Consider the following 13,957-nt stretch of genomic DNA (forward strand, 5'->3'; position numbering starts at 1 on the left):
AGCCGTCAGTCGAGCGGCTTGGCGATCTCCGGCTGCATCGCGGGGTCGTCCACCACGTCGATGATCCCGCGGCCGACATAGCTGCGGCGGCGGCTGTAGCCGAAATAGATGAGCAGCCCCAGCGCCCCCCATACCGGCAGCACCAGGATCGCGATCAGCGGCAGCGAGAAATACAGGTACAGACAGCCGACGATCGCGAGCGGGGCGACGATCCAGATGGCGGGGGTGCGGAAGGGGCGATGGCGGGTCGGGTCGACCTTGCGCAGCACCAGCACCGAGATCGCCACCATGAAGAAGGCGAACAGCGTGCCCGAATTGGAATAATCGGCCAGCTTGCCCACCGGCAGGAAGGCGGCGGCGATGGTGGCGGCGATGCCGGTGACGACCGTCACGACGTGCGGCGTCTTGTAGCGCGGATGCACCGAGGCGAGCTTGTCGGGCAGCAGGCCGTCACGCGCCATGGTGAAGAACACGCGGGTCTGGCCGAACATCATCATCAGCACGACCGAGGGAAGCGCCAGCGTGGCGGCAAGGCCGATCAGGTTGCCGACCTTCACCCAGCCGAAGGTGCGCAGCACATGGGCCAGCGCCTCGCGCGAGCAGGGCAGGGGCTCCAGTGCACCGCCCGCGACCAGCGCCTGGCAGCGGGCGGCGATCTCGGACGAACCGGGGGCGAGCAGCGTTCCGGCCGCATCGCGCACCGGCTGCGCGCCCAGCGGCGATCCGATCGCGCCGGCCGACACCAGGATATAGAAGATGGTGCAGAAGAGCAGCGATGCGATCAGGCCGATCGGCACGTTGCGCTGCGGGTTCTTGGTTTCCTCCGCCGCGGTCGAGACCGCGTCGAAGCCGACATAGGCAAAGAAGATCGAGGCCGCGGCCCCCGCCACGCCGACCATGCCGGTGGGCATGAAGGGCTGGAAATTTTCGACGTTCATCATCGGGATGGACAGCACGATGAACAGCGTGAGGGCGGCCACCTTGATCGCGACCAGCACCGCGTTGACGCGTGCGCTCTCCGTGGTGCCGACGACCAGCAGCCAGGTCACGAGAACGGTGATGATCATCGCCGGCAGGTTGACATAGCCGCCTGCGGACGGGCCGTTCACCCATTCCATCGGAATGTCGATGCCCAGCAGGTTGCGCAACTGCCCGACGACATAACCGGACCAGCCGACCGCCACCGCCGAGGCGCCGACCGCATATTCCAGGATCAGCGCCCAGCCGACCATCCAGGCGAGCAGCTCGCCCATCACGGCATAGGTATAGGTGTAGGCGGACCCGGCGACCGGGACCATCGAGGCGAGTTCGGAATAGCAGAGCGCGGCCACCGCGCAGACGAACCCGGCGATGACGAACGAGATCATCATGCCGGGGCCCGCCTTTTGCGCGGCCTCCGACGTCAGAACGAAGATGCCGGTGCCGATCACTGCACCGATGCCCAGCATGGTGAGCTGGAAGGCGCCGAGCGTGCGTTCGAGGCCTCGCTTCTCGGCGGTCGCCAAAATGGCGTCCAAAGGCTTAACGCGCCCAAAAATCATGTACTTAAATCCCCCCGGGGAGCCGGGCACCGTGTGCGCCCGTGGTCTTGGATGGGATCGTAGGTTAGCTGCAATTTTATTGCGCGCAATCCCTATCGCGCCAGCATGGGCCCGAGTGGCCGGCCGCCGAAGATATGTACGTGAAGATGCGGCACTTCTTGCCCGGCATCGCCGCCGATATTGGCCAGCAGGCGGTAGCCGGGCGCCACCAGTCCGGCCTCGCGCGCGACATGGCCGACCGCACGGACGAAGCCGGCGATCTCCGCATCGGAACCGCGGGCGGTGAAATCGTCCCACGAGACGTAAGCGCCGCGCGGGATGACCAGGATGTGCTGCGGGGCGACGGGTGCGATGTCGTGAAAGGCGACGGCCCATTCATCCTCGTACACGCGGCTGGACGGGATCTCGTTTCGCAGGATCCTCGCAAAGATGTTCCCGTCGTCATAGGGCTGGGTGGCATCGATCGGCATCGGTCAGGCTCCTTGGGTACGCGCGGCCTTTTCGGCATGGCCGGACAATCCTTCGCGGCGGTCGAGTTCGGCGCGGACATCGTCCAGGTCGAGGCCGGCGTCGGCGAGCAGCACGCACAGGTGGAACATCAGGTCGGCCGCTTCGGAGACGAGCTTGTCGGGCTGTGCCATGGCGGCGATCACCGTTTCCACCGCCTCCTCGCCCAGCTTCTGCGCGATCTTGGGGCGGCCCTTGGCGAAGAGGCTGGCGACGTAGGAGGTGGCGGGGTCGGCGGTGCGCCGGTCGCGGATGGTGGCTTCGAGGCGGTGGAAGGCGTCCATGGCGGCCGTGGTGGCGGCTGCGGCGGGCGCGGTCAATCCCGGCGGCGTCCGCGCAGGCGGCGGCGGACGAACCAGATCGCGGCGACGGCGCAGGCGAAGAGCGCGAGGTCGGAGAGTTCGGGGTGCGTTCTGGGTGGGTGGACCGGAGCCTGCGCCGTGGATCCCATTCAGTGCGACCGGACCGGTACGCCAGCGGCGGAAAGCGCACGATGGGCGTCGGCGACGGTGGCCTCGCCGAAATGGAAGATCGAGGCGGCGAGGACCGCCGAGGCGTGGCCGTCGCGGACGCCAGCGACCAGATCGTCCAGCGTGCCGACCCCGCCCGAGGCGACGACCGGAACGCTGGTGCGGTCGGCGATGGCGCGGATCAGGTCGAGGTCATAGCCGCCGCGGGTGCCGTCGCGGTCCATCGAGGTGACGAGCAGTTCGCCAGCGCCGAGATCGGCGAGGCGCAGCGCGTGTTGGACCGCATCGATCCCGGTCGCGCGCCGGCCGCCGTGAGTGAACACCTCCCAGCCGTCCTCCGTCCGCCGCGCGTCGATCGAGGCGACGCAGCACTGGCTGCCGAAGCGTTCGGCGATGTCGGCGACGATTTCGGGGCGGGTGACCGCGGCGGAATTGACCGCGACCTTGTCCGCGCCTGCGAGCAGCAGCGCGCGGGCATCGTCGGCGGAGCGGACGCCCCCGCCCACGGTCAGCGGCATGAAGCAGACCGCAGCGGTGCGGCGTACCACGTCGAGGATGGTGCCGCGTGCCTCGTGGCTGGCGGTGATGTCGAGGAAGCAGAGTTCGTCCGCACCGGCGGCGTCATAGGCGCGTGCCTGTTCGACCGGGTCGCCCGCATCGATCAGGTCGACGAAATTGACGCCCTTGACGACGCGGCCGTTCGCCACGTCGAGACAGGGGATGACGCGTGCGCGAACCGTCATGCCGCGTTCGCCACGCTGATCGCCGCGGCGAGGTCGAGCCGGCCGTCATAAAGCGCGCGGCCGGTGATCACGCCTTCCACTCCGTCGCGGTGATGGACGGCGAGCATGTGGATGTCGCCGATCCCCGCGACGCCGCCGCTGGCGATGACGGGGATGTCGACGCTGCGCGCGAGATCGACCGTCGCCTCGACATTGCAGCCCTTGAGCAGCCCGTCGCGGCCGACATCGGTGAAGAGCAAAGCGGCGACGCCGGCATCCTCGAACCGGCGGGCAAGGTCGGTGGCGGTGACGGTGGAGACGTCCGCCCAGCCCTTGGTCGCGACCATGCCGTCCCTGGCATCGACCGCGACGACGATGCCGCCGGGGAAGGCACGTGCCATGTCGCGGACGAAATCGGGGTTTTCGAGCGCGGCGGTACCGATCACGACGCGCGACACGCCGAGATCGAACCATTGCTCCACGCTTTCGGGCGTGCGGATGCCGCCGCCCAGTTGCACATGGCCCGGAAAGCGCGACACGATGCCGCGCACCGCGTCACCGTTCACCGACCTGCCGGCAAAGGCACCGTCGAGATCGACGACATGGAGATGCTGCGCGCCGCTTTCCGCGAACAATTCAGCCTGGTGCGCGGGATCGTCGCCATAGACGGTGGCACGGTCCATATCGCCTTCGGCGAGGCGGACGACTTGGCCACCCTTCAGATCGATGGCGGGAAAGACGATCAGGCTCACGGTTGCCACTCCAGGAAACGGGAAAGAAGATCGATGCCGTAGCGCTGGCTCTTCTCGGGGTGAAACTGCACGCCGATCACCGTGTCGCGGCCGATCGCCGCGGTGACCGGGCCGGCATGGTCGGTGGTGGCGAGGACATGCTCGCCCTCAAAGGCATAGCTGTGGAGGAAATAGGCCTCGCCGGGCACGATGAGCGGGTGGCCGGTGGTCGGCACCACGTCGTTCCAGCCCATGTGCGGCACCTTGGCCGCCATCGTGCCAGGCTCCAGCCGCCGGACGCGGCCGGGAACCCAGCCGAGCCCACGATGCGTGCCCATCTCCTCGCCGGCGTCGGCCAGCAACTGCATGCCGACGCAGACGCCGAGGAACGGGCGGGCGCGGTCCAGCGCGGCGGTGCGCAGGGCTTCCTCCAACCCGTCGACCCGGCGCAGATTGGCCGCACATGCCCCGAACGCGCCGACGCCGGGCAGGACGATGCGGTCCGCCCTTGCCACCACATCCGGGTCGGCGGTGATGACGATATCGGTCGCGCCGGCGGCACGCAGCGCGTTTTCCACCGAATGCAGGTTGCCCGATTCGATATCGATCAGCGCCAGCGTCACAGCACGCCCTTGGTCGAGGGGACGGCGTCCGCCTTGCGCGGGTCGATCTCCACCGCCATGCGCAGCGCCCGCGCCAGGCCCTTGAACAGGCTTTCGGCGATGTGGTGGTTGTTGTGACCATGCAGCAGATCGACGTGGAGGGTGATGCCCGCCTCCTGCGCGAAGCTGTGGAAGAAATGCTCGATCATCTCGGTCTGCAGCGTGCCGAGCGACTGAACGGTGAATGTCGCGTTCCAGACCAGCCAGGGCCGCCCGGAAATGTCGAGCGCGATGCGGGTCAGCGTCTCGTCCATCGGCGACAAGGCCTCGCCGTAGCGGCGGATGCCGCGCTTGTCGCCCAGCGCCTTGGCGAAGGCCTGTCCGATCGCCAGCCCGGCATCCTCGGTGGTGTGGTGGCCATCGATATGCAGGTCGCCCGCGACCTTCACCTCCAGGTCGATCAGCGAATGGCGGGCAAGCTGGTCGAGCATGTGATCGAGAAAGCCGATGCCGGTTTCGTTGGCATAGCGGCCGGTCCCGTCGAGGTTGACGGTCACGTCGATGGCGGTTTCCGCGGTGGCGCGGTGGACGGTGGCGGTGCGCATGCCTGCCCCATACCCTACGGCGCGTTCCATGCAATCTTGGGCCCAAGCAATCTTGACCCGCCACCAAACCCCGCTAGTCCAAGGGGCATGACCGATGGATTGCCAGACAGCCTGATTCCGTACGATGAAATCGTGCAGGAGGCGCTGCGCGCCGTGGTGGGCCGCGTGCTCGGGTCCGTGGCGGCGGCCGGCGGATTGCCCGGCGACCACCATTTCTACATCACCTTCAAGACGCAGGCGCCGGGGGTGGATATCCCCCAGCGGCTGATCGACCGGTTCCCGGACGAGATGACGATCGTGCTGCAGAATCGCTACTGGGACCTGCTGGTCGACGACTCGCGCTTCTCGGTGGGGCTGAGCTTCAACCAGGTGCCGTCGAAGCTGAACATTCCCTATTCGGCGATCACCGGCTTCCACGATCCGGCGGTGAATTTCGAGCTGCGCTTCCAGGCGACCGAAGGGCCGAACGATGGTCCCGAGCCGCATGACGAGGCGGAAAATGACGGCCCCGTCGCCACGCCGGTCGAGGATGGCAGCAACGTCGTCGCGGTGGACTTCAAGCGGAAGAAATAGGGTCTTACCCTTCTTCCCCACGGGAGGATGAGGGGCAATCAGCGTAGCACTGCTGGTCGGCCCCTCATCCTCCCCACGGCTTCGCCGCGGGTCCCCTCCTTCTCCCCGAGGGGAGAAGGCTTTGAGGCTCAGGGAACCCTTTTTGGTGGTGGGCGTCCCTTCGGGCATGAGCCACACCCGCACCGAAACCGATTCGATCGGCCCGATCGACGTTCCCGCCGACGCCTATTGGGGCGCGCAGACCGAACGCAGCCTGGAAAATTTCCCCTTCGGCCCGCGTGAGCGGATGCCGGTGGAGATCGTCCGGGCGCTCGCCATCGTGAAGCAGGCGGCGGCGCGGGTGAACCGCAGGCATGGCCTGGACGCGGCAAAGGCCGACGCGATCGAGTCGGCGGCGGCCGAGGTGGTGGCGGGCAGGCTGGACGACCAGTTTCCGCTCGTCATCTGGCAGACGGGGTCCGGCACCCAGTCCAACATGAACGCCAACGAGGTGATCGCGGGCCGCGCCAACGAAGTGCTGAGCGGCACGCGCGGCGGCAAGAGCCCGGTGCATCCCAATGACGATGTGAATCGCGGCCAATCCTCCAACGATACCTTTCCGACCGCCCTGCATGTCGCCGCCGCGCTGGCGGTGGCGGGGCAGCTTTATCCGGCGCTCGACCGGCTGCACGACGCGCTGGCGGCCAAGGCGGCGGAATGGGGCGATCTGGTCAAGATCGGGCGTACCCATTTGCAGGATGCGACGCCGCTGACGCTGGGCCAGGAATTTTCCGGTTATATCCAGCAACTCGCCAATGCGCGCGACCGGATCGCCGGCACGCTGGAGCGCAACATCATGCCGCTGGCGCAAGGGGGCACCGCGGTCGGCACCGGGCTGAACGCGCCGGCCGGGTTCGCCGAGGCGGTGGCCGCGGAGATCGCCGGACTGACCGGCCTGCCGTTCGTCACCGCGCCCAACAAGTTCGAGGCGCTGGCATCGAATGACGGGCTGGTCGACCTGCACGGCACGCTGAACGTGCTGGCGGTGGCGCTGACCAAGATCGCCAACGATATCCGGCTGCTGGGGTCGGGGCCGCGCTCTGGTCTCGGCGAACTGGAATTGCCGGCCAACGAGCCCGGCAGCTCGATCATGCCGGGCAAGGTCAACCCGACCCAGGCCGAGATGATGACGATGGTCGCCGCGCAGGTGATGGGCAACAACACCGCCGTCACAATCGGTGGGTTGCAGGGGCATATGGAGCTGAACGTCTTCAAGCCGCTGATCGGGGCGGCTGTGCTGCGCTCGATCACGCTGCTCAGCGTGGCGATGGAAAGCTTTGCCGAGCGGACGGTGGATGGGATGACCGCCAATCGCGAGCGGATCGGCGAACTGGTCGATCGTTCGCTGATGCTGGTCACCGCGCTGGCGCCCGAGATCGGGTACGACAATGCCGCCAAGATCGCCAAGCATGCGCACCAGCAGGGCCAGACGCTGAAGCAGGCGGGACTCGAACTGAGGCTGGTCGACGAGGCGACCTTCGACCGCGTCGTCCGTCCCGAGGCGATGATCGGGCGATAGGCGCGGGAACCATCCGCCGGCCCGAACATCTTTGCACAAAGGAGATCGTTTACATGGGTGCAACAACGATAGGCGCGCTGGTCGGCGGAGCGATCGACAGCATGAGCGGCGACGACAGCGCCGCGGACGGGGCGCTGATCGGCGCGATCACCGCCAATGTGCTGAAGGTCGTGGTGCCCATCGCCATCACCTACGCGGTCGGCTGGGCCGTGCTGCGCGGTGCCGGTGAACTGAAGGACAAGGTTTTTGGAGAAGTGGCATGATCGGTAAGATTGTTGGTGCGCTGGTCGGGCGCGAGATGAGCCGGCGTGACGGCTCGGGCGGACTGAAGGGTGCGGCACTGGGCGCGATGGTCGCCGGGGGCATGCGCCGGCTGGGTCCGCTGGGTCTGGTGCTGGGTGGCGGATATGCGGCAAAGAAGGCCTATGACCGCCGCCGCATGAGCAAGCAGGGCGTGCCGCCCCGCTACTGATGCCCGGCGACACGGACTTGCGAAACGAAAGCGGGTGCGCCACGGGGCGCACCCGTTTTGCGTTTCTCCTCCAGTAGATCCCCGAGTCGATCCATGTCCCCCGATGCCACGGCCGCTGCGCAGGAAGCGCGCTTTGCAGCCGACCTGACCGCCGCGCTGAATCACCAGCCGGCCACCGTGCTGCTGGCGGTATCCGGTGGTCCGGACAGCATGGCGATGCTGCTGCTGGCGGCGGCGGCAATGCCGGGGCGGATCAGGGCGGCGACGGTGGATCATCGCCTGCGACCCGAAGCGGCGGCGGAGGCGGCGATGGTGGCCAGGCTGTGCGAAACGCTGGGCGTGCCCCACGCCACGCTGGTCCCGCCCGAGCCGATTACCGGCTCCAGCATCCAGGCACGGGCCCGCACCGCGCGCTATGCGCTCCTTGCCGAGCATGCGCGGGTGATCGGGGCCGAGGCGATCGCGACCGCGCATCATGTCGACGATCAGGCGGAGACGTTTCTGATGCGCGCGGCGCGGGGATCGGGGCTGTCGGGCCTGTCCGGGGTGCGCGCGCGGACGGTGATCGCCGGGATCGCGGTGGTGCGGCCCCTGCTGGAATGGCGGCGTGCCGAGCTGCGCGCGATCGTCCGCCGGGCCGAGGCGCCGTTCGTGGACGATCCCGCCAATGCCGATCCGCGACACGACCGGACCCGCTTTCGCCAGTTGCTGGACCGCAACGAGTGGCTTGACCCGCCGCATCTGGCGCGCGCCGCGGCGTTGCTGGCGGAGGCGGACGGCGACATCCGCGCGACGGTCGAATGGTTCTGGGGCGAGCGGGCGCAGGTGGATGGGGACAATGTGCGGCTGCTGGCGGCGGGACTGCCGCGTGAGGTGACGCGGCGGCTGGTGCGGCGGGCGATCGGCACGGTGCGCGAGGCGGCGGGCATCACGACGCCGCCATGGAGCGAATCGGCGCAGATCGAGGCGTTGCTCGACGGTCTGGCCGAGGGGCGGCGGGCGACGCAGGCGGGCGTGATCGGCAGCGCGCGGGGGGACATGTGGCGATTCCGCCCGGCGCCGCCGCGGCGGACCGGCTGACCAGGGCGAAACCGGCGGCATTTCGGGCCGTTCGACGCCCTTATGCGCCCGGCGATCACATTGATCGGGGTTGTTCCATTGCCATTAACCGGGCCGCGCCTATCTTGGCAGTCGGAAAGGTATCACGCACCGATGAGCGACCACGACAAGCAGCCTGGCCCCGGCAATGATGGTGGGGGCAATCCCTGGATGAAAAGCCTGCTGGTCTGGGTGGGCATTCTGCTGGCCCTGGCCCTGTTCGTGACGATGTTCGACGGCCGGACCGCGACCGCGCGTGGCAACCAGATCGAATATTCGACCTTCCTGGACAAGGTGGACGAGGGCACGGTGAAGGACGCCGTGATCTCGCGCGAATCGATCACCGGCACGTTGTCGTCCGGCGAGGCGTTCCGCACGACGCCGGTGCAGGACTCGCAACTCATCCCGCGCCTGCGCGAAAAGGGCGTGACCTTCACCGCCAAGGTGGATGAGGGTCCCTCGGTGTGGATGCTGATGATCTACAACGCGCTGCCGTTCCTGCTTTTCCTGGGCATCGCCTTTTTCGTGCTGCGCCAGATGCAGAAGGGCGGCGGCGCCAGTGGTGCGATGGGCTTCGGCAAGAGCCGTGCGCGCATGCTGACGCAGAAGGAAGGCAAGGTCACCTTCGACGACGTCGCCGGCATCGACGAGGCGCGCGAGGAATTGCAGGAGATCGTCGAGTTCCTGAAGGACCCGTCGAAGTTCGCACGCCTCGGCGGCAAGATCCCGAAGGGGGCGCTGCTGGTCGGCTCGCCGGGTACCGGCAAGACGCTGCTTGCCCGCGCCATTGCGGGTGAGGCGGGCGTGCCGTTCTTCACCATCTCGGGTTCGGACTTCGTGGAGATGTTCGTCGGCGTCGGCGCGAGCCGCGTCCGCGACATGTTCGAGCAGGCCAAGAAGTCCGCGCCGTGCATCGTCTTCATCGACGAAATCGATGCGGTCGGCCGTCATCGTGGTGCCGGTCTCGGCAACGGCAATGACGAGCGCGAGCAGACGCTGAACCAGCTGCTGGTCGAGATGGACGGCTTCGAGGCGAACGAGGGCATCATCATCATCGCGGCGACCAACCGTCCCGACGTGCTGGACCCCGCGCTGCTGCGTCCCGGTCGTTTCGACCGTCAGGTCGTGGTGCCGCGCCCGGATATCGATGGTCGCGTCAAGATCCTCGAAGTGCACATGAAGAAGGTGCCGCTGGCCCCCGACGTCGATGCCCGCACGATCGCACGCGGCACGCCGGGCTTCTCGGGCGCCGATCTCGCCAACCTCGTCAACGAGGCGGCGCTGATGGCGGCGCGCAAGTCCAAGCGGCTTGTCGCCATGGCCGAGTTCGAGGAAGCCAAGGACAAGGTGATGATGGGCGCCGAGCGGCGTTCGATGGTGATGACCGACGACGAGAAGCGGATGACCGCCTATCACGAGGCCGGTCACGCGATCGTGGCGCTGCACGAGCCTGCCTCCGACCCGATCCACAAGGCGACGATCATCCCGCGCGGCCGCGCGCTGGGCATGGTGATGCGCCTGCCGGAACGCGACTCGTACAGCTATCACCGCGACAAGATGTACGCGAACCTGGCGGTGTCGATGGGCGGCCGTGTCGCCGAAGAGATCATCTTCGGCTATGACAAGGTATCCTCCGGCGCGTCTGGCGACATCCAGTATGCCACCGGTCTGGCGCGCGACATGGTCACCAAATGGGGCATGTCGGACAAGGTCGGCCCGGTCGAATATTCGCAGCCCGAGGGCGAATCCTTCCTGGGATATTCGTCGTCGCAGCCGGTACGGATGTCGAACCAGACGCAGCAGCTGATCGATGACGAGATTCGCGCGATCGTCGAGGGCGGTCTGGCCAAGGCCAAGCAGGTTCTGACCGACCATGTCGACCAGCTTCACCTGTTGGCGGGGGCGCTGCTCGAATATGAGACGTTGTCGGGCGACGAGATCAAGACGCTGATCGCGGGTGACGATCTGGATCGTCCCGATCCTTCGACGAAGAAGGTGACGATCGCCAAGGCAGGGACGTCGATCCCGAAGACGCGGCGGCCGAGCGGGCCGTTCGGTTCGCCGAGTCCCTTGGGGGCGTAAGTGGTTCGGCTTTGATGTGAGAAAGGCCGCGGTTCCGGAGGGAGCCGCGGCCTTTTTCGTGTAGACATGTTTTGGTGCGATTTGCCCTCTCCCCACGGGGAGAGGGAGGGGCCCGCCGCATAGCGGTGGGAGGGTGAGGGGCAGACCAACAGTGCTGCGCTTCGTGGCAGCCCCTCACCCTCCCCACGGCTACAGCCGCGGGTCCCCTCCCTCTCCCCGTGGGGGAGAGGGCATTGGACGTTCTATCGCAACAGGTCCCGCCCGACGATCATGCGCATGACCTGGTTCGTGCCCTCCAGGATCGAATGGACGCGCAGGTCGCGCCAGAAGCGCTCGATCGGATAATCCATCAGATAGCCGTAGCCGCCATGCAGTTGCAGCGCGCGGTCGACGACCGCGGAGCCGGTGTCGGTCGCCAGGCGCTTGGCCATGGCGGCGAAGCGCGTCTTGTCGGGCGCGTCGGCGGTGACCTTCGCGGCGGCGAGGTAGAGCAGCGCGCGCGACGCCTCCAATTCGGTCGCCATGTCGGCCAGCGTGAACTGCGTCGCCTGGAAATCGGCGATGGCCTTGTTGAACTGCTTGCGATCCTTCACATAGCCGATCGCTTCGTCCAGGCAGCGCTGCGCACCGCCCAGCGAACAGGCGCCGATGTTGAGGCGGCCGCCGTCGAGGCCCGTCATCGCGATGCGAAAGCCTTCGCCCTCCGCGCCGACGCGGTTGGCGACGGGCACGCGAACCTGATCGAACGTCACCTGGCGCGTAGGCTGCGAATGCCAGCCGAGCTTGCGTTCGTTCGCGCCGAACGAGACGCCGGGCATGTCCTTGTCGATCACCAGGCAGGAAATGCCCTTGGGGCCTTCCTCACCGGTGCGGACCATGGTGACATAGACCTCGTTCTCGCCGCCGCCGGAGATGAACTGCTTGGAGCCGGTGACGATATACTCGTCGCCGTCGCGCACCGCGCGCGTCTTGAGCGCGGCCGCGTCCGAACCCGATCCGGGCTCGGTCAGGCAATAGCTGGCCAGCCGGTCCATGGTGACCAGATCGGGCAGGTAGCGCGCCTTCAGATCGGGGTCGCCGTAGCGGTCGATCATCCAGGAGGCCATGTTGTGGATCGAGATAAAGGCCGAGGTAGAGGGGCAGCCATAGGCCATCGCCTCCATGATCAGCGCCGCCTCCAGCCGGCCGAGCGCGATGCCGCCCGACTCTTCCGATACGTAGATGGCGGCGAAGCCCAGCTCGGCGGCCGCCTTGATCGTGTCGCGCGGGAAGATGTGCTTTTCATCCCATTCGGCGGCAAAGGGGGTGATGCGGTCGGCGGTGAAGCGGCGGGCGAGCTCCTGGATCTCGCGCTGCTCGTCGGTCAACTGGAACTGGTCGGTCATGGCGGTCCTGTTCGGGCGATCGGATGGTTACCGGGGGGTGGGCGCTGGAGGGATCGGCGTCATCCCATTGTGGGGATGACGAACGCGTCCTGCACGCGCGACGGCCCGCCATCCTCGCTGCCGGTGGGGAGCGCGGAGCCGTCGGGCCAGCGCTGCGTCACCGTCTTCACCTTGGTCCAGAAGCGGACGCCTTCCATCCCGTGCTGGTTGACGTCGCCAAAGGCGGAGCGCTTCCAGCCGCCGAAGCTGTGATAGGCGACCGGCACCGGGATCGGCACGTTGATGCCGACCATGCCGACATTGACCCGCGCCGCGAATTCGCGCGCGGCATGGCCGTTGCGGGTGAAGATGGCGACGCCGTTGCCATACTGATGTTCGCTCGGCAGGCGGAGCGCGGTTTCGAAGTCGGGCGCGCGGACGATCTGGAGGACAGGACCGAAGATCTCCTCGCGGTAGCTGTCCATCGCGGGCGTGACATGGTCGAACAGCGAGGGGCCGATGAAGAAGCCCTGTTCATGGCCCTGGAGCGAGAAGCCGCGGCCATCGACGACCAGCTCTGCGCCCTCCTCCACGCCCCTGGCGATCCAGCCCTCGACGCGCGCCTTGTGCGCCGCGTTGACGACGGGGCCGTAATGCGCGTCCGCATCCGTAGAAACGCCCACCCGAAGCGCCCCGATCGCCGGGATCAGCTTCTCGCGCAGCGCGTCCGCGGTGCGCTCGCCGACGGGTACGACGACGGGAAGCGCCATGCAGCGTTCGCCCGCCGAGCCGAAGGCGGCGCCCGCCAGATCGGCGACGACCTGATCGAGATCGGCATCGGGCATGACGATGCCGTGATTCTTGGCGCCGCCCATTGCCTGCACGCGCTTGCCCGCCTCGACACCGCGGCGATAGACATAGTGCGCGATGTCGGAGGAGCCGACGAAGCTGACGGCGGAGATGGCGGGGTGGTCGAGGATCGCGTCGACCATTTCCTTGTCGCCGTGGACGACCTGCAGGATGCCCTCGGGCGCGCCGGCCTCCAGCATCAGTTCGGCGAGGCGGACGGGGACGGACGGGTCGCGCTCCGACGGCTTCAGGATGAAGGCATTGCCGCACGCGATGGCGACGCCGAACATCCACATCGGAATCATGCCGGGGAAATTGAACGGGGTGATGCCGGCACCGATGCCCAGTGGCTGGCGCATGGAATAGACATCGATGCCGGGGCCGGCGCCCTGGGTATATTCGCCCTTCAGGACGTGCGGGATGCCGCAGGCGAATTCGATCACCTCCAGCCCGCGCTGGATGTCGCCCTTCGAATCGGCGATGACCTTGCCATGTTCGGCGGAGAGGAGGTGGGCCAGCGCTTCCATCTCGCGCTCGACCAGCTCCTTGAAGCGGAACATCACGCGTGCGCGGCGCTGCGGATTGGTGGCCGCCCAGCCGGGCTGCGCGGCAAGAGCGGCGGCGACGGCGCGGTCGAGATCGGCGGCAGTGCCCAGCGGCACGCGGGCCTGGACCTGGCCGCTATTGGGGTCGAACACCTCGCCGTGGCGGGTCGCCGCGGTGCCGCTGCCGGCACCGGCGATCACATGGTCGATCACGCGCATGATACTCTCCTTCGCTTCG

At 67.6% G+C, this 13,957-nt stretch carries 15 protein-coding genes; 6 read left to right on the forward strand and 9 right to left on the reverse strand.

The features are described 5' to 3' along the window. Positions 1-5: 5 nt before the first annotated feature. From OXR08_RS01880 to hisB, 7 genes are all read right to left on the reverse strand, one after another. The gene (locus OXR08_RS01880) at positions 6-1,541 is read right to left on the reverse strand and encodes an amino acid permease (RefSeq protein WP_267347346.1); all 1,536 of its coding nucleotides are present in this window, start codon (positions 1,539-1,541) and stop codon (positions 6-8) included. 92 nt (positions 1,542-1,633) lie between these two features. Next, on the reverse strand, positions 1,634-2,011 hold the full coding sequence (locus OXR08_RS01885) for a histidine triad nucleotide-binding protein (protein WP_112382053.1): 378 nt from the start codon (positions 2,009-2,011) through the stop codon (positions 1,634-1,636). A 3-nt stretch (positions 2,012-2,014) separates the two neighbouring features. Beyond that, a complete protein-coding gene (locus tag OXR08_RS01890) occupies positions 2,015-2,332 on the reverse strand; it encodes a phosphoribosyl-ATP diphosphatase (RefSeq protein ID WP_267347384.1) in 318 nt (105 codons plus the stop codon). A gap of 167 nt (positions 2,333-2,499) precedes the next feature. Then, positions 2,500-3,261 (reverse strand): imidazole glycerol phosphate synthase subunit HisF, encoded by a 762-nt coding sequence (hisF, locus tag OXR08_RS01895; protein ID WP_267347347.1) that lies wholly within the window; start codon positions 3,259-3,261, stop codon positions 2,500-2,502. Next, positions 3,258-3,992 carry a 1-(5-phosphoribosyl)-5-[(5-phosphoribosylamino)methylideneamino]imidazole-4-carboxamide isomerase gene (hisA, locus tag OXR08_RS01900; RefSeq protein WP_267347348.1) on the reverse strand — a complete coding sequence of 245 codons (735 nt, stop codon included), beginning with the start codon at positions 3,990-3,992 and terminating at the stop codon, positions 3,258-3,260. The genes hisF and hisA overlap by 4 nt, the downstream gene beginning before the upstream one ends. Next, entirely contained in the window at positions 3,989-4,594 is a 606-nt protein-coding gene (gene hisH, locus OXR08_RS01905; protein WP_112382056.1) for an imidazole glycerol phosphate synthase subunit HisH, read from the reverse strand. The genes hisA and hisH overlap by 4 nt, the downstream gene beginning before the upstream one ends. Further along, a complete protein-coding gene (gene hisB, locus OXR08_RS01910; protein WP_267347349.1) occupies positions 4,591-5,178 on the reverse strand; it encodes an imidazoleglycerol-phosphate dehydratase HisB in 588 nt (195 codons plus the stop codon). The genes hisH and hisB overlap by 4 nt, the downstream gene beginning before the upstream one ends. Positions 5,179-5,265: 87 nt before the next feature. Here hisB and OXR08_RS01915 point away from each other — a divergent pair, with 87 nt between their 5' ends. The 6 genes from OXR08_RS01915 (at position 5,266) to ftsH (ending at position 10,961) form a co-directional block, all read left to right on the forward strand. Continuing rightward, entirely contained in the window at positions 5,266-5,751 is a 486-nt protein-coding gene (locus tag OXR08_RS01915) for a ClpXP protease specificity-enhancing factor SspB (protein WP_112382058.1), read from the forward strand. Positions 5,752-5,917: 166 nt separating this feature from the next. Next, positions 5,918-7,309 (forward strand): class II fumarate hydratase, encoded by a 1,392-nt coding sequence (gene fumC, locus OXR08_RS01920; protein ID WP_267347350.1) that lies wholly within the window; start codon positions 5,918-5,920, stop codon positions 7,307-7,309. A gap of 53 nt (positions 7,310-7,362) precedes the next feature. Beyond that, a complete protein-coding gene (locus tag OXR08_RS01925; RefSeq protein WP_112382060.1) occupies positions 7,363-7,572 on the forward strand; it encodes a hypothetical protein in 210 nt (69 codons plus the stop codon). Beyond that, the gene (locus OXR08_RS01930) at positions 7,569-7,781 is read left to right on the forward strand and encodes a hypothetical protein (RefSeq protein ID WP_267347351.1); all 213 of its coding nucleotides are present in this window, start codon (positions 7,569-7,571) and stop codon (positions 7,779-7,781) included. Before OXR08_RS01925 ends, OXR08_RS01930 begins: the two co-directional genes overlap by 4 nt. A 93-nt stretch (positions 7,782-7,874) precedes the next feature. After that, positions 7,875-8,861, forward strand: a complete 987-nt coding sequence (gene tilS, locus OXR08_RS01935; RefSeq protein ID WP_267347352.1) for a tRNA lysidine(34) synthetase TilS — start codon at positions 7,875-7,877, stop codon at positions 8,859-8,861. A gap of 132 nt (positions 8,862-8,993) precedes the next feature. Next, positions 8,994-10,961: an ATP-dependent zinc metalloprotease FtsH gene (gene ftsH / locus OXR08_RS01940; RefSeq protein ID WP_149682163.1), complete on the forward strand. Its 1,968-nt coding sequence runs from the start codon at positions 8,994-8,996 to the stop codon at positions 10,959-10,961. Positions 10,962-11,203: 242 nt separating this feature from the next. Here the strand turns inward: ftsH and OXR08_RS01945 are convergent, their stop codons facing one another. Both OXR08_RS01945 and OXR08_RS01950 read right to left on the reverse strand, forming a co-directional pair. Further along, entirely contained in the window at positions 11,204-12,346 is a 1,143-nt protein-coding gene (locus OXR08_RS01945; protein ID WP_267347353.1) for an acyl-CoA dehydrogenase family protein, read from the reverse strand. A gap of 59 nt (positions 12,347-12,405) precedes the next feature. Beyond that, the gene (locus OXR08_RS01950) at positions 12,406-13,938 is read right to left on the reverse strand and encodes a CoA-acylating methylmalonate-semialdehyde dehydrogenase (protein WP_267347354.1); all 1,533 of its coding nucleotides are present in this window, start codon (positions 13,936-13,938) and stop codon (positions 12,406-12,408) included. Between the last annotated feature and the right edge of the window lie 19 nt (positions 13,939-13,957).

This window comes from Sphingomonas sp. GM_Shp_2, assembly GCF_026540875.1.
Taxonomy (GTDB): Bacteria; Pseudomonadota; Alphaproteobacteria; order Sphingomonadales; family Sphingomonadaceae; genus Sphingomonas; species Sphingomonas carotinifaciens.